Below are 23569 nucleotides of genomic sequence, written 5' to 3'. Positions count from 1 at the left end.
GCCACCTCTTCAAGGAGTTAAATAAATAGATGCTGTTTTAGTCTCTGCATAATTAATTAGAGATTCATAAGCTTTTTGTTCATCTGTTTCCTTAACAGATTGCCACAACCATTCGTTTTCGGTGTTCAACTCTAATTCAGCTACAAATGTTGCATTACCAATCAGTTTTAAAACGTAATCCCCTTCATTATGTAACACATGACATTGAACAAAGCCACCAGGGTTATATACTGTTACTTTACTAGCTGAAACTACTCTCTCTATTGAAGAAACTAATGCAGATGCTGTCATCGCCGTGCCGCATGCGTTAGTAAAGCCTACTCCACGCTCATATGTACGGACGTAAATTGAGTCCTCATCCATCGGATACACATAGCTCACATTTACGCCGTCTGGACAATATTCATTATCTCCATTTAATTTACTAGATAATCTTTCTTGATGATGTGTATTGGATATTTTATCTGACTGTACAATACCAATTAAATGTGGGTTTGGAACTGAAACAGCTGTAAATGGAATATCATCAGCAAATTCCTCAATTATATCATTGCGAATTTGTTGTTTGTTTTTGTAAAGCATTGGTAAAGAATCTAGGTCAAAAGATACTGGTGCAATTTCAACAGAATATGTTGGAATGCCACCGAAAATTGATGCTTCTTTTTGTACCTTTAAGACAGCTTTCATTGTTTCAATTAACGCCTCTGAAACGTTATATTTTTCACAAATATAACGAGCGACGCAACGTAAACCATTGCCACACATAGATGCCTCTGATCCGTCTGCATTAATGACACGCATTTTAGCAAGTCCTATTTTAGATGGAGCGACAAGCAGTAGGCCATCTGCTCCCCCAAGATTGTCTTTTTGACATAGCCAAATGCCAAGTTTAGTCCAATCCATACTTTTTTCATCATTTGTTTCAAATATGTAAAATGTATTGCCTGAACCGTGAACTTTATGTAACTGCATTAACATATACAACCCCCCGTATCCTCTATATATCATAATTCTATTTTGTCAAGCATACAACTGTATATGTTCCATTTAATGCTAGTAAATATTACAAATTTATTTTTCCATGTTTTTTTCTTTGCAAATCAGGTAAAACTTAGTATAGTTAAATTGCAAAATAATTTCATAAAATGATTCCTATTTTTTATAGAGTCAATAGGGAAGGCAAATGGTGCGCCACCAGTAGTCATGCTGGTTCTAGTGGGTTCGATTCCCACCCCGAAATTTTTTATGCAACATTATATGAAAAATTTCGAGGGGGCTAGGACCTGCCATTCATTTGGAAGTTCACCCCCGTAAAGGAGGCGTTTCGCTTGATTAAGCGACGTGAATTACACGAATGTAACGATCTTTATGAGTTACTAAAACACCCATCTGTCTTCCCTTTTGTGCGTCAGAAAGCTAATAGTGCCGATGAGTACTGGTTTTTGACTAACCAACTAATGGAAGACGAGGAGAACGGTAAAGCCGTTTCTCGTACGATAACCGATGACTGGGGACAACCCATCGGCACAATTACCGTCTATGATGTGCAAGACGGCGCTGGCTTTTTAGGCACTTGGATCGGTACCCCACACCAAGGCAAGGGATACAACCAGAAAGCAAAAGAACTCTTCTTGCACGAACTGTTCTTTGAACTAGAGTTCCATACCGTTTTCTTGCGCATTCGCACTGAAAACACTAAATCCCTTCGTGCTGCCGAAAAAATTGGCTATATAATGGACGCTAAAGAAAGCCACCCATCCCTATACGAGCAAATCAACCAAGGTGACAAGCACTTCGAACTAATGAAAATCCAAAAAGACTTCTTTTATTTATATACAGCTAGTCAGAACAAAGAAGAAGAAGAACAAGCGATGTAAACTTAAATGCTGAAGCGGCCCGTTTAGCCTCGACAAGCACTGGAAGGCTCGAATCAAAAGCATCACTTCAGCTTTTGACCGAGAGACTGAAATGACCTCGAGAGGCTGGCCGCTGAAGCTGGATATCTAACTAAATGCTGAAGCGGCCCATTTAGCCTCGACAAGCACTGGAAGGCTCGAATCAAAAGCATCACTTCAGCTTTTGACCGAGAGACTGAAGTGACCTCGAGAGGCTGGCCGCTGAAGCTGGATATCTTAAGCGCTGATGGCGCTCGTTAAGCTGTGAGGTCGTTGGAAGATGGAAGCCAAATTCTATCTTTGACTTTGAGCGCCCGACTGAAACGACCCGAACAACTAGCGCCTGAAGCTGGATATCCCACTTAAGGAAGCAACCTAAATTCACAACATCCTATAGGCCCATCGCACTTCCAATCACAAAATGGTACTCTCAATATAAGAAGCCTTCACAAAAGTGAAGGCTTCTTTTTTTCACTTAAATAGACCAATTAATATGGAATCTACAATTCTCCTATTAAAACTACAAAAAAGACATTAACTTAATTTATAAGTTAATGTCCCTCATATAAAGCTACCTCAGTTGAGGATACTTTTGTTATTTTGTATAATTTAATATCAACTCTACCATTTCATCCGGTGTTTTGGGAGACTCCGTTTCTCGCATTTGCTTGATTAAACCTTCTTTATGTTGCTTTAGGCTAAGTATTGCATCCATAAATGTTTTATTCGTTAAATCATCTTCTTGTAAAACTTCAGCTAAACCTTGTTCAAAAAATAGCTTAGCGTTCAGAATTTGATCGCCACGTGATTTTTGTAAAGATAACGGAATAAGTAACATTGGTTTTTCTAAAGCTAAAAACTCAAAAATAGAGTTTGAACCCGCTCTTGATACGATTAGATCTGAGGCGTGTAATAGGTCTGGCAATTCTGTCGTTACATATTCAAACTGCTTATAGCCAGGCATATTCACTAAAGCTTCATCTATATGCCCTTTACCGCAAAGGTGAATAACATTGTGATTTTCTAATAGTTGCACAATATTAGCGCGTACTGCATCGTTTATAAATTTAGACCCTTGGCTACCACCCATAATTAGGATTACTTCTTTTCTTTCTTTAAATCCACATAATGCTAAGCCGGTTGCTTTTCGTCCTTCAAATAAAGCCGGGCGAATAATTGACCCAGTGCAAGAGGCTTTTTCAGCTGGTAAATGCTTAAGTGTTTGTTTAAATACAGTGAAAATATGTGAAGCAAATGGTAATGATAGTTTATTGGCAAGACCTGGTGTAACATCAGATTCATGCGCAATAACTGGAACACCAGCCATTTTTGCTGCCATAACAACAGGTACCGATACAAAGCCGCCTTTAGAAAAAATCGCTACAGGTTTTAATTTACGAATAATCGTTAAGGCTTGTGCAACACCTGCTAAGACTCTGAACGGGTCTGTAAAATTTTTCATTGAGAAATAACGTCTTAATTTACCGCTTGAAATTGCATGATATTGGAGGTCAGGGAATGCCTGGCCGATAATTTCTTTTTCAATGCCCTCTTTTGAGCCAATATAGTGTACCTCATAGCCCTTTTTAAGGAAAGATGGTATTATAGCCTGATTGAGTGAAACGTGGCCAGCTGTACCCCCACCAGTTAATATTATTGTTTGGTTCGTCATTATTATTCTCCTATTCTGCTAGAACAATGTATGAACTGCTTTGGATTTACTAGAACAGCTACTTATTTTACTATACGAAATCACAATAGAAAAGATGTCAATTTATACTTGGAGGCGAACTACATGCATGAAACAACTACGATAAGCGCGAAATGGACAGTCATGCTGAAAATTGTGTTTCCGATTTTAATCACCCAAATTGCTTTATACTTAATGTCGTTTTTCGATGTCTTAATGTCAAGTAAATATAGCACTGCTGACTTAGCAGGTGTTTCCATTGGTTCTTCGATTTGGTTGCCTGTTTATACAGGTTTATCTGGAATTCTTTTATCCATAACACCTATTGTAGCACAATTTGTCGGTGCAAAAAGGCAGAAAGAAGCGACATTTTCAGTTCAACAAGGTTTTTATGTTGCAATTGTATTAGCAATAATTATTTTTGGACTATTAATGGCGTGCATAAATCCCCTATTAAATGCGATGACTTTAGAACCTGAAGTACAACGCGTTGCACATGATTATTTGATTGCTATGAGTTTTGGCTTAATTCCACTATTCGTTTATAGCGTACTACGCTGTTTCATCGATGCACTTGGAAAAACTAGAATATCGATGTTCATCACTTTACTAGCTACACCTGTCAACATTTTCTTTAACTACTTATTAATATTTGGTAAATTTGGCTTCCCTGAGCTTGGCGGAGTAGGCTCTGGGGTGGCTTCAGCCGTAACTTATTGGATTATTTGTGTAGTGGCTATTGTCATTACAATGAAGGGTCAACCATTTAAAAACTTTAAATTGTATGTCAGTTGGCCAAAAATCCACTTTACAAAATGGCTCGAGATTTGCAAAATCGGGGTACCTATTGGCTTATCTATTTTTGCTGAAACAAGTATTTTCTCAGTTGTTGCAATAATGATGAGTAACTATAGCACTGCTGTTATTGGTGCCCATCAAATTGCGATGAACTTTGCAAGTCTTACCTATATGATGCCTTTGAGTATAGCAATGGGTGCAACTATTTTAGTAGGCTTTGAAGTTGGTGCTAAACGATTCAAAGATGCACGTATTTATAGCTATATATCAGTAGTAACTGCCGTTATTTTCAGTTTTATTTCTGCAACTATTTTAATCATTTTCAGAGAACAAATAGCTGGTGTATATTCAACGGATCCACAAGTACTCGCTCTAGCAACACAGTTTTTAATCTATGCGGCTTTCTTTCAATTGTCTGATGCCATACAAGCACCGGTTCAAGGCGCATTACGTGGATATAAGGACGTAACGATTACTTTCATAATGGCAATGATATCCTATTGGGTAATTGGATTACCTCTTGGCTATGTTATTGCTAATTATACAGATTTAGGGCCTTTCGGATACTGGATTGGTCTTATTAGTGGTCTTACAGCTGGTGCCATTACCTTGAGCTTCCGTCTTATTATTGTTCAACGGAAAGCGAAAAAAGAGTCACTAGAAAACGCCTCTATTGCTTAATAGAGGCGTTTTTTATTCGTGTAAAATTATTACTACTCTAATATCTCTGCTCTTGTAATTGAAACAGGTGACTTCTTATCTCCATTCTTCCACAAATAAGATATCTTTGCATTAGTCGCCTTACCTTTAGTTAATAATACTAGTAGTAATGATTCTTTTACATCAAGTGTTGTCCCTGTAAATACTTAATCTTTAAAAAGTACAAGACCTTCAGCTACAGGAATACCATTTTCTTTATCTCTCTTTATATAAGCTAACACTAAGCCTTTTCCCTTGTCGGAATGCAAGGAAGCTGTTCTTTTAAGCGTAACTTTCGGCAAGATTGTATTTCTTTCAAAACTTTCGATGAAGCGTTGATAATACTCACCTGCATCACTAGGTAAATGTTGTTTGATATCTATATATTGCTTAACAGAGCCATCCGTTAACGCAATCTTTAATGTTATTGGATTTTGAGAGTTTCGATAATAGATGTCAAGAAAGTCATATATAGGTGTTTTAGCAGACTCTGCATTTAAAACAAAAATACCAGCACTCAATATGAGAGCTGGTATTTATTATATGATTATTTTGCTTTAATAAATTGTTGTGTCCAGTAGTTACCATTAGCAGCATAACCTACACCAATATGAGTAAATGATGTGCTCATAATATTAGCACGATGACCTGGTGAGTTCATCCAACCTTTTACAACTTCTTCTGGTGTTTTTTGACCCATTGCAATATTTTCTCCAGCAGCACTGTATTGAATACCAAGTGCTTTCATACGGTCAAATGGTGAACCAAATGTAGGACTTGTATGTGAGAAATATTTATTTTTTTGCATATCAAGTGATTTCTCGCGTGCTGCACCCATCAAAGCTTTATCTGATTTAAGAGCAGCTAGTCCAGCTTTTTGACGCTCAACATTAGTTAACTCAATAACTTTTTGTTCGAATTGATCTACAGTTGATGTTGTAGAGTTACCTGTATTTCCATTTGACGAACTGTTGCCCGAATTACCTGTGTTGCCATTTGACGAACTGTTGCCCGAATTATTTGAGTTACCATTTGATGGTTTGTTCTCTGGTTTCGAAGCATTGCCACCTGATGGTTTACTTGTATTGCAATTATACTTATAAGTGTATCTATTTGCATTGCTATTAAACTTATAAGTTACCTTACAAGGCTTAGCCCCTTTGTATGTTGTTTGCGTTTGCTTCACTGTGTCGGATGAGTTTGTAGAAGCTGAAGCTTCCGCCGTTCCCGCCTGTACGCCCATAAGCATAACGAGACTCATTGGTAATAACCATTTTTTCATGTTTTATTCCTCCTTGTCTGCAAATATCGTAACGCGGGATTTTTGTAACAAAGCGTCCAATTATTGCTACTTTGTCCAATTAAGAATAAAGACGCCTTAATTTCAATCACGAATTGGCTATGAAATTGTGCAAATTTAGCAATCTATCTTTTAATTACTAGGAGGATTGGGTTGACACCCAAAAAAATGGCTAGTTATGTTACAAAGTACCAACAACCTCGAGTTCATTCACATTTTCACCAATGATAACGATATTAGGAGGCATCTGCATATATTCAGGCATCCATTGAGTTAAACCATATGCATATTGAAAGAGCATTGGATTTTTCATTCCTTTAATAGGAACATAACCCTTCATACGATAAATAGTTGAAGGAATTGTTCGAAGCCACTCTTCAAAAACTTCTTGTTCTAGTGGTTCAGTGAATGTCACTAAGCGAGAACTTAAATGCATATGACTTATTGGCGCTGATTCAATGTTAGTTGGGCGAGCTGTTGCATGTAGGCTTTGTAGATACTTTAAAGGTACTCGACCATTAGTTGTTTGTAATAATTGCGCATGAGGATTTAAAGATTGAATCTCAAACGTTACTTTTGCTCGTTCTTCTTCAGTTAGTAAATCCGATTTATTGGCTAGTATAAGATGCGCATGTCGGATTTGTTCTAAAAACAGCGATCGTACCTGAGGGGATAATTGATCACGTTCTAGCCAGCGTTTACTATCTGCTACTGTAACGATCCCTTTAATATTCAATTGATCGGCAAAAAGAGGAGAATATACAGCATCTAATGCCTCCACCGGATGTGCTGCCCCTGTTGTTTCAATAATGAGTACATCAAACTCTGATTCAGCTAATAATGTTTGTATTTGAGCTTCTGTTTTTTCTGATCCTGAGCAACATATACAGCCATTTAGCATTTCTTTTAATGGAACATCCTCTTCCACTGCTTGTGAATCGAAATTTAATTTGCCTAGTTCATTCATAATAATTGCTGGTTTAATATTTTGTTCTTTCAATTGACGGATTACATCTGTCATCATAGATGTTTTACCGCTTCCTAAAAATCCACTAAATAGATATACATCAACCATGTAAATCATCCTTTCTTCTATATAAACGCATGAAAAAGCTGACCTCCTAAGACGGTCAGCTCTTCATACATTTTCTTTTTATCACTAAATGTAATTTTTATTATTTTGAACTGCTCTCTTTTTTCATTAATTGCTTAGCTTTTAATAACTGTGGGTCGTCTTTTTTAATTTTTAGACGAAGCTCTTCCATTAATGCGTATGTTGATTGGCCTTTTAAAACGCCAGTTTCTTTTAGTTTTTGGTCTTTTTGGAATGCCATTACAGCAGCTTTTGTTGAAGCATCAAATAGCCCATCAACTTTACCTGGTGAGTAACCTACTGCTTTCAACATTTTCTCAGCAGCCTTCACCTGATCTGATAAAGAACCCTCTTTCATAACTTTTTCAGGATCTAGATACGGTAATGAGGCATAAGAAGGATAATCTACTTTAACAGTTGGTTTAATACCTTTTTCATGAATCCAGTTACCTTCAGGTGTTAACCACTTAGCTGTTGTAAATTTCAAGTTTGAACCATCTTTTAAGCTACTAGCAGTTTGAACTGTTCCTTTACCAAATGACTTCTCACCAATTAATGGGATATTAGCTGATTCACTAAGAGCACCAGCTAAAATTTCAGAAGCAGATGCACTACCACCATCGATTAATAATGACACTGGTACTTTTACTTTACGTCCACCTTGTGCTTCAATTACTTCTTTTTTACCAGTTTTGTCCTCTATTTGCATAACAGGTTCCCCTGTTTTAACAAATAAACTAGCGATATTAACAGCCGAATCAAGTAAACCACCTGGATTTTGACGCACATCAACTATAAGAGATTTCATTCCTTTAGCTTCCATGTCATCAAGTGCTGTTAATAGTTCTTTATATGTGTTATTAGAGAAGGTTGTAATTTGTATATGTGCAACTTTCCCGCTTAACATTTCACTATAAACTGTTTCAATTGGAATATCGTCACGAACAATTTTCATCTTAACTTTTTTCTCACTATCACCACGAACAATTTCAAGTGTTACAGATGATCCTTTTTCACCACGAATTAATAATACAGCTTCAGATGATGTCATCCCTGAAATACTTTTACCATCAACTGTAGCTATGATATCGTTTGGTAAAATCCCTGCTTTTTCAGCCGGAGAGTTTTTAATTGGTGAAACAACTACGATATTGCCACTTTGCTCTTGAATTTCAGCCCCAATACCTTGGAAGCTTGAAGAGATACTTTCATTGAAATTGGAAGCTTCCTCAACGTTCATATAATCTGAATAAGGATCTCCAAGTGCCTCAATCATACCGTTGATTGCACCGTTTACTGCTTCTTCTGTATCAATGTCTTTGTAATAGTTTGCTTTTAATTCATCAAATGCGTTAAATAGTTTTTGGAATTCTGTATGAGTCGGCGTACGAACTTCAACAACTTTTTTCTCTCCAAATGTTAGCGCAAAGATTGTTAAACCAGAAGTAGATAATATTAAAACAATTACCATCATGATTAACGCAAAAGGTTTAATACGTATGTATTTGCCTGCGGGCTTTACAACTTCTAATTTTTCTTGTCCATCATTTGGTTGTTCGTTTTTTTCTGGTTCCACTTTGTTCTCGTCCATTCATTTCACCACTTTCAATCTTCAAGTGTTTTAAACACTAATACCATAATATAGTACGGCTCTATCAACGTCAATCAAGCCCCTTCATAGAGGTTGAAATATCACTATTTGTATTATCTCATTTAACGTATTTGAATTATACATTGAATTTAAAAGGTACATTTGGATTTAAAGATCCTGTTCAAAATTGGTTAAGTACTTGCAATATACTTCTTACAGGACAATAAATGAAAAGACCACCTTCAAAAGGTGGTCTTTTCACATGCTAATTAAATCTATTAATAGATTTGATTGCAATATTACCCGAAAGTAATAAGCCTGATAGTACTAATACAGTTGCAATAATATCATAAGATGTAATAGTTTCATTTAGAAAGATGGCAGCCAGTACATAGCCAAAAATCGGTGTCATAAATAACCAATTATTTGCCCTAACTGCATCCTGCTTCAACAAGTAAAACCATAGCAACATTGTAGCAATTGATACTACTAACACTAACCATATTAACGATCCGACTAAATAATAATCCAATTCCAAAAAGTATGTATCTTTTTCTAGCATAAAAGTTATAGGAATTAATACTACTCCCCCTATAAGCACTTGCCAAGTATTAATAACAATATTCGGTAGGTTTAAATTAGCTTTTTTAAAATAAACACTCCCAATTGCCATTGATATCATACCCACCCCTAAAATAAGAAAGCCGCTTCCTTTTACTTCACTGTGTGAGATTGATGGCCAAATGGCTATTAATAAACCAACAGCAGCAACAATCATCCCTATCCATTCTTGTAAAGAAACTGTTCTTTTTAGCCAAATGTAAGACAGAAAAGCCACGATAAAAGGATTAGTAGTAACAAACAAATTAAACAAACCTGCAGATACATAATTTAACGCCCAGAAGGATGCACCTAAATAAATTGTAGTATTCAATAGCCCTAAAACAACTAAGGGTTTCCATTCCTGTTTCTTTGGCCAAGGATACTTATTGCTAATTAAATAAACAAAAAGAAGTAGTAATATACCTGCGATTAAAAATCGACTGGTTGCCAGTAACATTGGGGTTGTAGAATATAAACCAAATTTTGTAGCTATCGCTGCAGACGACCATAAAAGTGTGAAAAATAAACCCACTGCTGTTTTCATCTTCTCGCTCCTTTAAACAAATAATCTTTGAAATGAGCTTAAATCAAGACCATAACTAAGTTTTACATACATTTGATGAGCGATTTTTTCTAAATGTCAGATTTTTTTAACTAGATGTCGTATATTGAACGTTCACTATCTTTTTGTCTCTGATTTTTTCGATACTGACTCGGTGTTATCCCCTCATTTTTTTGGAATAATCGCGTAAAGGAGGATTGATGTTCTAGACCAACTTGAATAGCGATATGTAATATAGGTAATTCTGTATCTCTTAATAATTCTTTAGCTTTTTTCAATCGTACGTCTTGTATATATGCCGAAGGTGTTTTTCCAGTTTCTTTTAGAAACCATTCAGAATAATATGAACGGTTGTAATGTTCAAGAGAGGAAAGGTCATGCACAGAGATATTTTCATTATAATGTTCATGGATATATGTAATGGATTTTGCTTGTTGTTCTTGTATTAAACATCTAGAAATATAAGGATACAACTCTTTAACAGCAGATCCATTCCGTGAATGTTGTTCAAGTTCATTTAGTAAAAGATATCGAATCCCTTTCCATTGATTATTCAGCTCATAGGTTAATTCCCTATTTTGTAATTGCCTCTCATTAAGCATAAAAAGAGGGATATCTAATACTAAAAATTCATTACGTTCAACTGAATGAAATGTATGATGACATTTAGGAGGAAGAAAAAATATTGTTTCAGAATCCAGTAAAAGCTTTTTCGACTCTGTTTTTATAGAAAGTTTTCCTTGAAGAGGGAGGATTAACTGTGCATAACGATGAGAATGCTTTTCTTGAATTGAAGTATAAGTTCTTCGCTCTGCTACAATTTCTCTAATCAGATTCAATAGCAATTCCTCCAATTTACATTTTTTCAATTAAGAATATTCTTATAATATGATTAATACTCAAAATTAATATTATTTAAATTGAGATAACATTGAGAATTGTGCATAGTAAACAAAAAGACTATCAATTTATCATATGGTCATTTACCTATACATACTTATGTTCAATTTACTGATATAAATAGAAAAAAGCAAGCGACCGTTTCAATGCCATTTCTTTAATGGTCATTTTAAGATCACTTGCTTTTTTTGTATGTTATTAGAACGATTTATATATTGACTAGTCTTGAATAGCTGCTTCTAATGCAACAATCATCATGTCATTAAATGTTAATTGACGTTCTTCAGAAGTTGTTACTTCACCTGTAATGATATGGTCACTTACTGTTAGGATAGAAAGTGCTTGACGGCCATATTTAGCTGCTAAAGTGTAAAGCGCAGCAGATTCCATCTCAACTGCTAAAACACCGTAACGAGCTAACTTTTCATTTTGATTTTCTTCACTATAGAACATATCAGCAGTAAAGATGTTACCCACTTTTAAATTTAGGCCTGCTTCTTTCCCAGCATTATATGCTTTTAAAAGTAAATCAAAATCAGCTGTTGATGCAAAATCTAAACCATTGAAAATGATTTCATTCATTTTAGAATCAGTAGAAGCACTTTGAGCAATAATGACGTCACGAACTTTAACATCTTTTTGAATTGCTCCACAAGTACCTACACGGATTAACTTTTGAACACCGTATTCTTGCATTAATTCGTTTACATAAATAGAGATTGAAGGTACACCCATACCAGTACCTTGTACCGATACACGTTTACCTTTGTATGTACCTGTATATCCAAGCATATTACGTACTTCATTGTAGCATGTAACATCTTCTAAATAAGTTTCAGCAATGTACTTTGCACGAAGTGGATCGCCAGGAAGAAGTACGATGTCTGCGATATCGCCTTGTTTTGCATTAATATGAACACTCATTAGTATCACTCTTTTCAATAGTATTGTTATTCATCATATTTCTATAATTTGGCTATGATGCTACAAGTATTGTACCAAGAAAGTCTGACCTCTGACAAATATTATCTAACATATCCTTTGAAATAATTACATTTATCAATTTGTCCAACTTTTGTTTAATTATTCTTATTTTAGTTGTATTTTAACTCATATAAATACCAAAGTTCATCAAAAACGCGCGCACTCATTTCTTCATCTACTTTTTCTTCGATATATCTCGAAAGTATATGAAAATCTGTTGATTGTTTAGGAAAGCTATGATCGTGAAAAGCCGCATCTGCAAACATAGACTTCTCATCATGTTTTCCACCACCACGAAATGTTTGTACAAAACTATAGAACGATTGATTCATAAATATCTCCCTCCTAATAGTTACTTAGTAATGATTTATTTTTCAAAAAGTATAGAATATTCTCTCATAAAGAAGTAAAATGAACATTATTCAATAGAAATATGGAAAGTTGGTGACAAATTGGTTATAAAATCAAGAAAAAGTAGTGGAAATGTAAAGAGACGTGAAAATCAAAGCGCTATTAAGTCATCAGTTTCAATTGCTTCACTTTTTAAAATAAAAAAGAAGCAAAAAAACATTGAAGTTCATGAACCTATACAATCGAACTTTTTCCAAATGATTCGCGGCCGTATCATTATTAACTTCTTTATACTCATCATTATTCTATCAGCAATGCTTGTTGTTTCCTATTCAAATATGTCTAACCTCCAAAATGAATTAAAGGTGTTCACAGGGAAAAATCTAGTAGAACAGATGAAAGTAAATAGTTTAGCAGCGGATATTGCGAAACTATCAAACTCTGAACAAAGTTATATTATTACGGGAAAAGATAATTTCTTAAGACAATATAGTCAGGATAAAGATCGCATTGAAGCAAATTTATTAGATCTTCAAAAAATATTCTCTGATCGTAAAGAAGAGCTAGACCGAATTACTTCCATTGACCAATTTTATGACAATTATATTCAGTATTCGAAGCGACTGATTGATTCACGTCAAAATTCTGGCCTTGAAAATGCTCAAAAACTTGTTCTCGCTGGAAATGGCAAAACAGCTATGAGTTATATAGATGTGCATATTGAAATGATCAATGAAGTATTAACCAAGAAAAACAACGAGCAAATTAAATCACTTGAACAACAAACTGAACTTGCAATGATAATTTTCTTAATTTTAACAATATCATCTATTATTTTGACTATTGTAACGGGTACTATCTTGTTCCGTTCAATTAAACGTAATACATCAGCAATTAATACATCTATTTTAGATATCGCACAAGCTAATGGTGACTTGACAAAACGCGTAAAAGTAAAGACAAAAGATGAATTCGCAGAAATTGCCAATAGTACAAATGTGTTAATCACGTCTATCTCATCATTAGTAAAACGCGTGAGTACACTTGCCGAGAATGTTTCAGCTAGTGGACAACAATTAATGGCTTCAGCAGATGAAAATTCGAATATTATACAATCAATTGCTGATACAACAGGCGAAATCGCTGAAGGTAGCGAACAAACGATGCTTCGAATGAATAACGCAGTTCAAAAGATGAATTTATTAGAAGAAGCGGCTCGTTATTTAAGTACAGATGCGGAACATGTGAAAACAGCAACCGATCAGATGAAAGTCGCTGCTGAGCTTGGCGGAAAAACTGTCGAACAGTCATCAAATGTGATGATGTTAATAGAAGAAACTATGGCCAATACAACAGAAATCGTTGAAGCACTAGGTAAAAAATCATCCGAAATTACTTCCATTATTCGTACGATTACTGATATCTCGGAACAAACAAACTTACTTGCCCTTAATGCAGCCATTGAGGCGGCCAGAGCTGGTGAACATGGTAAAGGATTTGCTGTCGTTGCCAATGAGGTTCGAAAGCTTGCTGAGCAATCTCAAAAAGCAGCTCGGGAAGTTACGGGAATCGTTTCATCAATTCAATCCGAAGTTCAAGCTATTGTCACTCAAAACCATGATGGTGTACAAAACGTCATCCGTGGTGTTGAGGTGACAAATGAAACAAATGCTTCCTTAGATAAAATTATCAAACAGACAAACGAAACTGTAGCCATTATTAACAAAATGGTAGTTCAAATTGAGCAAACTTTAAGCTATAGCCAAGAAGTGGCTGTATCATTTATAGAAGTAAATCAAATTGCTGAAAATACAGCAATGAGTACCGAGCGTTCTGCAGCTTCCGCAGAAGAAGGCTCTGCTTCAATGCAAGAAATTACAGCGTCAGCGATAGAACTATCTCATCAGGCAGATGAGTTAAGAAAAGTAGTTGGAGAATTCAAAGTATAGTGTTCACATAAAATGACTTGCAAGCTCTAATGAGATTGCAAGTTTTTTTATTCCTACTATTGATTTCGCTTTATTAGAAATTACAAAGTCCATACCTTTCTTCCCGCTTCCCTACACCTTACCAAGACAACCTTTCATAGTATTTATCATGAAATCACTTCAGATATTGGCAGTATTTAAACAAATGGGCCGAGTGATATTCCATTATCTCTCAGCCCATTACATATTGACATATTCATCATAGGTTCTATTACCATGTACTTTGCATCCGTAAAGATAACATTGTGAAACATAATATGGCTCGAATAATATTCTAGGGCGGTAGCCCTTCAAAATTCGAGCAATTAGTGTATTATATTTTTCATTTGTATGTTGCAAGTCCATAATGGATCCTTTAATATTCTCCTCTATCCACTCTTCATTCATTGCCCTTGCTTTACTTTCTACCAATTCATCAGTCGTTTCTGTTTTCATCTGGTCTAAAATATCTGCGGCTTCTTCTACTCTACCTAATTGAATGAGTGCATAAACATAATGTTCTACCCAATCATAAGACCTAACAATTTCTCTCCATCCTATTTCAAATAGAGGAATCGCTTCATCAAAGTAGTTAATTTGTGCATAAATTTCAGCTACGTTTACTTCACCCATATAATTTTCATCATTTGCATTAACTTTTTTCAGGGCATTAAGTACCGAATCATAATCGTCTAACTGGAGGTATGAAACCATTTCCGCATATTTCAAAAAATCGCCATCAGTTGCTGACTTTTTATAATGTTCTGCTGCCTTTTCATAATTTTTTATATTATAAAATGCGGCAGCTAAGTTCGCATGGACTACTTCAGTATCTTTCATCTTTAAAGCATATTCTAAAATCCTGATGGCTGAAATGTATTTTTCCATTCTCAAATAAATTTCACCAAGTAAAGCAAAAGGAAAATAATGCTTCGGCTGTTTTTCGATTGCTTCAGCTAAAAGTGGTAAAGTTTTGTAATATTCTTCTGTATCTCTAATATAAAAACATGCTAAGTTATGGAGTGATTGTATGTCTCTGTTTTCCATTACTGCTTGCTCTAGCTTCATTTGAGCTTCGTCAAATTTAAATTCTAGCAATAGCTGATTGACAGCAATGTTATTTAAATTCATCTTGTCACCTTCCAATTCAACTATGCAATAATAGCATATTCATATAAAAACTGTACCACAAATAGAATTTTATAAACTTTTCAAATAATAATTGCTTCTAAATAAGGTTGATATTATCACCTTCACATGTTAAAATTTCATTATTATTAACTTTCAAACAATTGAATATACTTACTTATCAAGAGAGATGGAGGGACTTGGCCCGTCGATATCTCAGCAACCACCCTAAATGCGGCAAGGTGCTAATTCCAGTAGACGTAGTCTTGTAGATAAGGAAATTGACTTCATATTTTGAAGGCCCTCTTCCTTTGAGGGCCTTTTACTTTTTTATAAAGGATGATGACATGATGACAAACAAAAACATTGCTACACAATTAGTTCAGCTAGGAAATCATACCGATTCCAAAACAGGTGCTGTAAACACACCAATCTACCTGTCAACTGCCTATACTCATGATGGGCTTGGCCAAACAACTGGTTTTGACTATACACGTACAAAAAATCCGACACGTACCGTCCTAGAAGAAGGTTTTGCTAAATTAGAATCTGGTGATGCTGGCTTCGCCTGTAGTAGCGGGATGGCAGCTGTTCAGTTAGTTCTATCCCTTTTTAAATCGGGTGACGAAATTATTTTACCTGAGGATATCTACGGTGGCACATACCGTTTACTCGGCCAATACCAAGAACAATATTCAATCAAATCTCATTATGCAAAATTTTCTTCTGTATCAGAGGTTGAAGATTTAATTAATGAAAATACTCGAGCTATTTTCATTGAAACCCCAACCAATCCATTAATGCAGGAATTTGAAATTGAACTTTATGCTAAGCTTGTGAAAAAGCATAGTTTATTATTAATCGTTGATAATACTTTCTTAACACCTTACTATCAACGCCCAATCGAGCTAGGAGCTGATATAGTTCTACATAGTGCAACTAAATACATCGGTGGTCATAATGATGTTCTAGCTGGTCTTGTCGTAAGTAAAGGCAAAGAACTTAGCGAAAAACTATTCACAAACCATAATGCTGCTGGTGCAACACTGGCTCCAATCGACTCTTGGCTACTACTACGGGGATTGAAAACATTACATCTTCGCATGAAACAACATACCGAAAATGCTAAGCAAATTGCGGCTTATTTAGAACAAGAACCTTTAGTAAAAGACGTTCTGTTTGCTGGTAAAGGCGGCATGATATCCTTCCGTTTACAAAAAGGAGAATGGGTTGGTAAGTTTTTAGAAAGCTTGAAATTAATTGTCTTCGCCGAAAGTCTGGGTGGTGTTGAAAGCTTTATCACATATCCAACTACACAAACACATGCGGATATTCCTGAAGCGGAACGAATTGCACGCGGTGTTGATGACTCCTTACTTCGTTTCTCTGTCGGTATTGAGGAAGCAGAAGATTTAATCGCGGATTTACAACAAGTTTTTTCTACCTTAGAAAAAGAGGTGTCATCGTATGAGTTCAATTAATGAAAATATTGAAACAAGTTTAATCACCGCATCTACCCGCGGTGATTACGAGCAAAAAACAGGTGCAGTTAATGTACCAATCTATTTGTCATCTACATTCGATCAGGAGCATTTCGATTCCTTTGGTCCATATGATTATAGTCGTTCTGGTAATCCAACTCGTGATGCATTAGAGAAAACAATTGCTGAACTTGAAGGGGGTACACGCGGATTTGCATTCTCTTCAGGTATTGCAGCCATCGCTTCTGCCTTTATGATATTAGAAGCCGGCGACCATATTGTTGTGACATCTGAAGTGTATGGTGGAACATACCGTTTTGTAACACAAGTGTTAACAAAATTTGGCATTGACCACACATTTGCTGACTTCTCTGATTTAACATCAGTAGAAGCGGCTATACGTCCAAATACAAAGGTATTATATATAGAAACTCCAGCTAACCCCCTTCTAGGCATTACTGATATTGAAGGTGTTGTAGCTATTGCAAAGGCAAATGGAGCTCTAACATTTTTAGATAACACGTTTATGACGCCTTTATACCAACGTCCATTAGACCTTGGTGTAGATGTAGTGTTGCACAGTGCCACTAAGTTTTTAGGAGGACACAGTGATATTATTGCAGGGCTTGCGGTAACAAAAGACGTAGAGCTTGGTAACAGAATCTACTTCATGCAAAACTCATTCGGTGCCATTTTAGGTGCACAAGATTCCTTCTCATTAATTCAAGGGATTAAAACTTTAAATGCGCGTTTAACACAATCGACAGCATCAGCATCCAAACTTGCTCATTATTTAGATGCTCATGAGTTAGTAGAAGAAGTTCATTTCCCTGGCTTGAAATCCCATCCAGGCCATGACATCCATGCAAAACAGGCAAAAAGTACTGGAGCTGTATTGTCATTTAAATTACCTAACCGCGAAATCACTAAAGCATTTGTTGAACATGTTCAAATTCCAATTTTCGCAGTTAGTCTTGGCGGCGTAGAATCGATTCTTTCATATCCAGCCACAATGAGTCATGCAGCTATTCCCAAAGAAGAACGCGAAAAACGTGGTATTACAGATGGTCTTTTACGTTTCTCTGCTGGTCTTGAAAATATCGACGATTTAATAGCTGATTTTGAGCAAGCTTTTGCAAAAGCGAAAGCACTCTCTGTTGTAGGCAATAAATAGATGATTGTATGAGTCGCTCCACTGATTTGGTGGAGCGGTTTTTTTCTTTTTTAAATGCTGTTTCCTCTATGTTTGTTGCTTTAGAATAGTGGGTAAAAGTCTAATCTAGTTTTGGTTTTTGATACTTATATTGTCTGATGATAAAAAACAGAGATGCTTCTAAGAAATACGAACCGCAACTCAAGCTTCTTATGCTGCATTCGTGAAACATGATCCAAAATCGATAAGGAAATTTATAGGTTTTACTGCCATCATTCTCTCCTTTATATGTGGCGCTCTAATCGAGACCTTTTTAGTACTTATCTAGGAAAAACATCCATCTGGATAACAGCTGGGACTATACTGACCACCGTAATCTTATATCATAGAAGCAAAGATAATACAAAAGAACCTCTTGAGAAATAACGACACTCGAAAAAAACTTGATAAATATATCTCCCAATCTTCCAATGAGCATAACAACTCTAAACTTGTGTATTTTGTTTATCTAATAACAATGTAATTTCTATATTCACAATTAAGAGTTTTTCTTTTTTAAGCAACATTTCATTTGTATAAGAAAGTAAACTTTTAAAATCTCTGTTTTCATATTGTTTGTCGCTCTCTTTATATTCAATCAGCAGTAACTACACTTTGTAGTCTATTCACTGTCTTCTACACAAAAAATGACAACCCACAAAATGTGGACTGTCATTTTTTATTTTCATTCAAAATACTTTAAAAATTCTCCATAGCCTTGTTCTTGTAATTTATCTTTAGGAATAAATTTCAATGCTGCAGAGTTAATACAATAACGTAAGCCTGTTGGCTGAGGACCATCTGGGAAAACATGTCCTAAATGTGAATCAGCATCTCCACTCCGTACTTCTGTGCGGCGCATGCCAAAGCTTGTGTCGAAGTTTTCTTGTATGCTAGCACCTTCTACAGGTTTGCTAAAGCTTGGCCAGCCACAACCTGCATTAAATTTATCTTTTGAGTGGAATAAGGGTTCCCCAGATACAATATCCACGTATAGACCTTCTTCAAAATGACTGTCGTATTCGTTTTGGAATGGTGGTTCTGTCCCATGCTCTTGTGTGACATGATATTGCATTGGTGTTAATGTTTTCAACTTTTCTTCTTTATTCATGATTTTGTCCCCCAATGCTGTTGTTGGAAAGCAACTCGTCCTGAGCCAATTGAATACCGCTCATAATGTGCTGGATTCTTTTTGTAATAATGTTGATGATAAGTTTCTGCTGGGGAAAACGTTGTTGCTGGTAGAATTTGTACAGCGATTGGTGCTTTAAATTTTCCTGATTCTTGTAATGCAGCTTTTGATGCTTCAGCTATTTCACGCTGCTCTTCATCATAGTAGAAAATGGCTGTCATATATGACTGTCCGCGGTCATAAAATTGACCACCAGCATCTGTTGGATCGATTAGAGTCCAGTAAAGATCTACTAACTTTTCATAAGGATAAATTGCTGGATCAAAAGTGATTTGTACAGCTTCAAAATGTCCCGTAGTTTCACTACAAACTTCCTCATAAGTCGGATTTTCTGTATGTCCCCCAGTATAACCAGATATGACAGACTCAATGCCCTCTTGCTGATCGAATGGTTTCACCATACACCAAAAACATCCACCTGCAAATGTTGCTACAGCCATGTGCTACTCCTCCTATTCTTGAACGGGTACTGTTACTTCCAGTATAATCTTACCTTCTTTTAAATTAAATTCTTTTGCTTGCATACGAGAACCTGAAAGTACTTCTATCTCTGTTAAACCCATATAAACTTCCTCTTTGTTTGGACGAATAACCATCCAAGAAGGTAAATCTACTGAGTCATTTAGTAACTTCAACGCCGTGCTTGGAGGGATATTCAACATACCAACTTCTACATTTGTTTGTTTTAATATAAGATTGCCGTCTTCATCAATTGTTGGATCAAATTTCATCGTAATAGGTAGCTCCATACCAAAAACACTAAGCTCACTTACTAAAGTAACTTCCTCATTAATGTACATATGTACAGGGATAGATTTCGCTTTCATCGCGTCCTGAATATATTTGTTTGCAATTGCTTCAAAATCAGCTGGTGTTGTTTGAACAGAAAGTTTACTACCTTCAGGCATTGCGGTAGTTTCCGGTATTGGCATATCCGTTGCCGGTCTCGTAATGAATACAGACAATCCAATGATTACCGATAACATTAATGCAGTTAAAAAGAAAAAAGCTATTTTCCACTTATTCACCGTCACATCACTCCTTAAAGTCCATTTCCCCGTTAGTTAATTTTTTTAGACCACATGACTTTATCGTCCCTATTATACGGTCCGTCATTTCATCGTAGCCTCTTGCATTTGGATGGAAAAAGTCCGTATGATAAACCATATTCTCGTTCGAATCGAATAAATCCTCTACATTTACAAAACATGCATTTTTATCTGCCTCTGCAAAATCTTGAATATCTGTATTCCATTCATACATAATCGTATTTAAGTCCGATTTTTCCTTCGTAAAGATGGAAAGCGGATTATAAACGCTTATTAAAATTATAGGCGCAGATTTATTCTTTTTTCGGATTAACTCCATAATTTCACCATAACGCTTTTGAAATTCGATGCGTTCCGTATCAAATGCTTCTTTATTTAAATTCATTAAGTCACGTCTGACAATTTTCATCAAGTCATTCCCACCCATAGTGAGTGTTATAAAATCAGCTTTTTTTAATTGTTCGTCAATTTTACCGCTCTCAAGCTGAGCTACGAGTTGATCACTGCGTCGACCTTTTTTTGCTGTATTTTCAACTTCGACGTATTTAACGCCTTCCCAACCAAGCATCTGATCCGACAATCTACCAACATAACCTTGCTGATTTAACTCATCTCCAACACCTTCTGTTAGAGAATCACCTAAAGCAACATAAACAATGTCTTTAGGGATGACTTCTTCTGTAACTGGTGTTTTTATTTCTTCGCTGCAAGCACTTAATAAAAGAAGTGCAAGCATGAAAATTATTAATTTCTTCACGTTCCATTTCTTCCTTTCGTTAAGTACGTCTAATGAAAGAAAGCAGGGAATGAAATCATCCCCTGCTCATCATATTAATCCGTATAGTACATAAAACCAATTGCACCTGGGCCTGTATGTGTACTAATAATTGGTGAAGTATAGGCAAATTTCGTATCCATATAACCGGATTCTTCAAGTTGTTTTTTCAGTGGCTCTGCCATTGCTAACCCTTCAGCATGTGAAAGACCTACTCCTTTTATTACTTTCCCTTGCGTATCTTCTATAAACTGATTAAATAAATATTTAACTACTTGTTTATGGCTTCGTACTTTTGCCACTGGGTTGTATGCTCCACCTTCAAGTGAAGCAATTGGTTTGATATTAAGTAAAGAACCAATCATACCTTTCCCTTTACCGATACGGCCACCTTTAATTAAATTATCTAAAACGTCAACAACGACGTATAAATTCGTATTCTCACGAACGATATTTAATCTTTCAACGATTTCTCCAACTGATTTACCTTGTTCTGCTAATTGGCAAGCTTCAAGTACTTGGAAACCTAAGGCAAATGAAGTAAAACGTGAATCAATAACTGTTACCTTTGAATCCGTCATACTTGCAGCAGCTTCTGCTGATTTTACAGTACCACTCATTCCACCAGTCATCATGATAGCAATAATCTCGTCGCCATCTTTTCCTAGTTCATCAAATACTTCTTTAAAGACACCTACAGCAGGTTGAGAACTTTTTGGTAATTCATTCGCTTTGCTCATTTTATCCAAGAATTCGATTGGAGTAATATCGACACCATCAGTATATGTTTGACCCTCAATATGAATTGATAGTGGAACGATATGTATTTCGTGTTTTTCAATTTCTTCTTTTGTTAAATCTGCTGTTGAATCCGTTACTATATGAATTCGTTTCACATTGACACATCCTTTGTTTCATTGTTCTTATTATAAATTTAAAGCAAGGTCATTGTAAACCGTTAGCTATTTATTCTATTTTACTAGCTTTTGTCACATGATACACGTGACATTTGTCAGTTCAAATGCATTATTATCAGTCGCATAATAGAAATATACAAAAAACTTAAAGCAACAAGGAGGCAATTCATATGCAACAGGCTTTTGATTATAAAAACACGAAAGAAGAGATATGGAATGCCATTACACACGGCATCGCTTTCTTATTATGCATCCCTGCGCTAGTCTTACTCATTATGAAAGCAATTGATAAAGGCACTACACTATATATTGTTAGCTTCATCGTTTTTGGCGTTTCAATGCTAATTCTATTTTTAGCTTCAACTTTACTTCACAGCATGCCTGAAAAATATAAAAAAATCTTTGCTATATTAGACCACTCGTCTATCTACATTTTAATTGCAGGGACATATACACCTTTTCTGTTAATCGCATTAAACGGCGCACTAGGATGGACTTTATTTGGAATCATTTGGGCGTTAGCGTTACTTGGTATTCTTTTTAAATGCTTCTTTATCCACCGTTTTGAATTTGTATCTGTAATTTTCTACATTCTAATGGGATGGCTTATTATTATCGCTATTAAGCCATTATATGCACATATTACTGGTGCAGGGTTCTCACTATTATTAAGTGGAGGGATTTTATATACGATTGGTGCTTTTTTCTACGCCTATCGGAAAATACCTTATAATCATGCGATCTGGCACTTATTCGTCATTGCTGGTAGTGCCATGATGTACTCGTGCATATTGTTCTATGTATAATTGACTTGCTTATATATATCCATTATTAGTTTGTCACTTATTTAACTCGAATATAGTCAAACCACATAAAAGGTTGCCACTAATTACTTTCCAGTGGCAACCTTTTCATTTACTTATTTACGCTCATATACTAAATACGTAAACTTCAAGCCATCCTCTGTTTCATTAACTTCAGACTGGGAAACAATTTGCCACTCGTCTCCATATGATGGGAAAAATGTATCGCCTTCATATTGTTTTTCAATTTTCGTAACGTAAAGACGATCTGCCATTGGCAGTGTCATACGGAAAATTTGCTCGCCACCAATAATCATTATTTCCACTGATTCTTTTTTAGCTTGAGCTAATGCTTCTTCTAAAGAATGCTCGATAACAATACCTTCTCTGACATACTTTTCATCACGTGTAATAACGATATTCGTACGTCCTGGTAGAGGCTTACCGATAGACTCGAACGTTTTGCGTCCCATAATCATCGGTTTTCCCATCGTTGTACGTTTAAAATAAGCTAAGTCCCCTGGTAAATGCCATGGCATTGCATTATTTAAGCCAATGACGTTATTTTCATCATGAGCAACGATTAATGAAATCATTTA

The 23569-nt window shown here is 35.7% G+C and carries 23 protein-coding genes and 1 riboswitch; of the genes, 6 read left to right on the top strand and 17 right to left on the bottom strand.

Features of this window, described 5'->3' with window-relative positions; genetic code table 11:
• Positions 1–9: 9 nt before the first annotated feature.
• Positions 10–978, bottom strand: coding sequence for a diaminopimelate epimerase (dapF, locus tag ACQKM9_RS12965; RefSeq protein WP_427734765.1), 969 nt, complete (start codon positions 976–978; stop codon positions 10–12).
• A gap of 350 nt (positions 979–1328) precedes the next feature.
• On the opposite strand from dapF, the gene ACQKM9_RS12960 reads away from it, so the two are divergent.
• Positions 1329–1877 (top strand): GNAT family N-acetyltransferase, encoded by a 549-nt coding sequence (locus ACQKM9_RS12960; protein WP_427734764.1) that lies wholly within the window; start codon positions 1329–1331, stop codon positions 1875–1877.
• A gap of 613 nt (positions 1878–2490) precedes the next feature.
• Here the strand turns inward: ACQKM9_RS12960 and ACQKM9_RS12955 are convergent.
• Positions 2491–3567: an undecaprenyldiphospho-muramoylpentapeptide beta-N-acetylglucosaminyltransferase gene (locus ACQKM9_RS12955; RefSeq protein ID WP_427734762.1), complete on the bottom strand. Its 1077-nt coding sequence runs from the start codon at positions 3565–3567 to the stop codon at positions 2491–2493.
• A gap of 123 nt (positions 3568–3690) precedes the next feature.
• Between ACQKM9_RS12955 and ACQKM9_RS12950 the strand changes: the two genes are divergently transcribed.
• A complete protein-coding gene (locus ACQKM9_RS12950) occupies positions 3691–5064 on the top strand; it encodes an MATE family efflux transporter (protein WP_427734761.1) in 1374 nt (457 codons plus the stop codon).
• A 185-nt stretch (positions 5065–5249) separates the two neighbouring features.
• Here the strand turns inward: ACQKM9_RS12950 and ACQKM9_RS12945 are convergent, their stop codons facing one another.
• The 8 genes from ACQKM9_RS12945 to ACQKM9_RS12910 all read right to left on the bottom strand — a co-directional run bounded on the left by ACQKM9_RS12945 (position 5250) and on the right by ACQKM9_RS12910 (position 12447).
• Complete coding sequence (locus ACQKM9_RS12945) at positions 5250–5603, bottom strand: hypothetical protein (RefSeq protein ID WP_427734760.1); 354 nt, start codon at positions 5601–5603, stop codon at positions 5250–5252.
• Positions 5604–5629: 26 nt separating this feature from the next.
• Complete coding sequence (locus ACQKM9_RS12940; protein ID WP_427734759.1) at positions 5630–6364, bottom strand: CAP domain-containing protein; 735 nt, start codon at positions 6362–6364, stop codon at positions 5630–5632.
• Positions 6365–6563: 199 nt separating this feature from the next.
• Positions 6564–7457 carry a CobW family GTP-binding protein gene (locus tag ACQKM9_RS12935; RefSeq protein ID WP_427734758.1) on the bottom strand — a complete coding sequence of 298 codons (894 nt, stop codon included), beginning with the start codon at positions 7455–7457 and terminating at the stop codon, positions 6564–6566.
• Positions 7458–7557: 100 nt separating this feature from the next.
• On the bottom strand, positions 7558–9066 hold the full coding sequence (locus ACQKM9_RS12930) for a S41 family peptidase (protein WP_427734757.1): 1509 nt from the start codon (positions 9064–9066) through the stop codon (positions 7558–7560).
• A 265-nt stretch (positions 9067–9331) separates the two neighbouring features.
• Entirely contained in the window at positions 9332–10213 is an 882-nt protein-coding gene (locus tag ACQKM9_RS12925; RefSeq protein WP_427734756.1) for a DMT family transporter, read from the bottom strand.
• A gap of 110 nt (positions 10214–10323) precedes the next feature.
• A complete protein-coding gene (locus ACQKM9_RS12920) occupies positions 10324–11070 on the bottom strand; it encodes an AraC family transcriptional regulator (RefSeq protein ID WP_427734754.1) in 747 nt (248 codons plus the stop codon).
• 280 nt (positions 11071–11350) lie between these two features.
• Complete coding sequence (gene deoD, locus ACQKM9_RS12915) at positions 11351–12055, bottom strand: purine-nucleoside phosphorylase (RefSeq protein ID WP_427734752.1); 705 nt, start codon at positions 12053–12055, stop codon at positions 11351–11353.
• 170 nt (positions 12056–12225) lie between these two features.
• A complete protein-coding gene (locus ACQKM9_RS12910; RefSeq protein WP_427734751.1) occupies positions 12226–12447 on the bottom strand; it encodes a YozE family protein in 222 nt (73 codons plus the stop codon).
• A gap of 120 nt (positions 12448–12567) precedes the next feature.
• Here ACQKM9_RS12910 and ACQKM9_RS12905 point away from each other — a divergent pair, with 120 nt between their 5' ends.
• Positions 12568–14415 (top strand): methyl-accepting chemotaxis protein, encoded by a 1848-nt coding sequence (locus tag ACQKM9_RS12905; RefSeq protein ID WP_427734750.1) that lies wholly within the window; start codon positions 12568–12570, stop codon positions 14413–14415.
• Positions 14416–14634: 219 nt separating this feature from the next.
• Here ACQKM9_RS12905 and ACQKM9_RS12900 read toward each other — a convergent pair whose 3' ends face one another.
• Positions 14635–15564, bottom strand: a complete 930-nt coding sequence (locus ACQKM9_RS12900; RefSeq protein ID WP_427734749.1) for a tetratricopeptide repeat protein — start codon at positions 15562–15564, stop codon at positions 14635–14637.
• 172 nt (positions 15565–15736) lie between these two features.
• Positions 15737–15840: riboswitch (SAM riboswitch) on the top strand.
• Positions 15841–15911: 71 nt separating this feature from the next.
• Between ACQKM9_RS12900 and ACQKM9_RS12895 the strand changes: the two genes are divergently transcribed.
• A complete protein-coding gene (locus ACQKM9_RS12895) occupies positions 15912–17042 on the top strand; it encodes a methionine biosynthesis PLP-dependent protein (RefSeq protein ID WP_427734748.1) in 1131 nt (376 codons plus the stop codon).
• The gene (locus tag ACQKM9_RS12890) at positions 17038–18216 is read left to right on the top strand and encodes an aminotransferase class I/II-fold pyridoxal phosphate-dependent enzyme (RefSeq protein WP_427734803.1); all 1179 of its coding nucleotides are present in this window, start codon (positions 17038–17040) and stop codon (positions 18214–18216) included. Before ACQKM9_RS12895 ends, ACQKM9_RS12890 begins: the two co-directional genes overlap by 5 nt.
• A 703-nt stretch (positions 18217–18919) precedes the next feature.
• Here ACQKM9_RS12890 and msrB read toward each other — a convergent pair.
• The 5 genes from msrB to ACQKM9_RS12865 form a co-directional block, all read right to left on the bottom strand.
• Entirely contained in the window at positions 18920–19345 is a 426-nt protein-coding gene (msrB, locus tag ACQKM9_RS12885) for a peptide-methionine (R)-S-oxide reductase MsrB (RefSeq protein ID WP_427734747.1), read from the bottom strand.
• Positions 19342–19866, bottom strand: coding sequence for a peptide-methionine (S)-S-oxide reductase MsrA (gene msrA / locus ACQKM9_RS12880; RefSeq protein ID WP_427734745.1), 525 nt, complete (start codon positions 19864–19866; stop codon positions 19342–19344). The genes msrB and msrA overlap by 4 nt, the downstream gene beginning before the upstream one ends.
• Before the next feature lie 12 nt (positions 19867–19878).
• The gene (locus tag ACQKM9_RS12875; RefSeq protein WP_427734743.1) at positions 19879–20454 is read right to left on the bottom strand and encodes a YpmS family protein; all 576 of its coding nucleotides are present in this window, start codon (positions 20452–20454) and stop codon (positions 19879–19881) included.
• Between the two features lie 7 nt (positions 20455–20461).
• A complete protein-coding gene (locus ACQKM9_RS12870) occupies positions 20462–21232 on the bottom strand; it encodes a GDSL-type esterase/lipase family protein (RefSeq protein ID WP_427734742.1) in 771 nt (256 codons plus the stop codon).
• A gap of 74 nt (positions 21233–21306) precedes the next feature.
• Positions 21307–22146 carry a DegV family protein gene (locus ACQKM9_RS12865; RefSeq protein ID WP_427734741.1) on the bottom strand — a complete coding sequence of 280 codons (840 nt, stop codon included), beginning with the start codon at positions 22144–22146 and terminating at the stop codon, positions 21307–21309.
• A 191-nt stretch (positions 22147–22337) separates the two neighbouring features.
• Between ACQKM9_RS12865 and trhA the strand changes: the two genes are divergently transcribed.
• A complete protein-coding gene (gene trhA / locus ACQKM9_RS12860; RefSeq protein WP_427734740.1) occupies positions 22338–22973 on the top strand; it encodes a PAQR family membrane homeostasis protein TrhA in 636 nt (211 codons plus the stop codon).
• A gap of 113 nt (positions 22974–23086) precedes the next feature.
• Here trhA and ACQKM9_RS12855 read toward each other — a convergent pair whose 3' ends face one another.
• The gene (locus ACQKM9_RS12855) at positions 23087–23566 is read right to left on the bottom strand and encodes a dihydrofolate reductase (RefSeq protein ID WP_427734739.1); all 480 of its coding nucleotides are present in this window, start codon (positions 23564–23566) and stop codon (positions 23087–23089) included.
• Positions 23567–23569: the final 3 nt, after the last annotated feature.

The organism is Viridibacillus sp. NPDC093762 (assembly GCF_050279675.1).
Taxonomy (GTDB): domain Bacteria; phylum Bacillota; class Bacilli; order Bacillales_A; family Planococcaceae; genus Viridibacillus.
The sequence above is the reverse complement of the archived record's forward strand: the minus strand, read 5'-3'. Positions and strand labels throughout refer to the sequence as shown.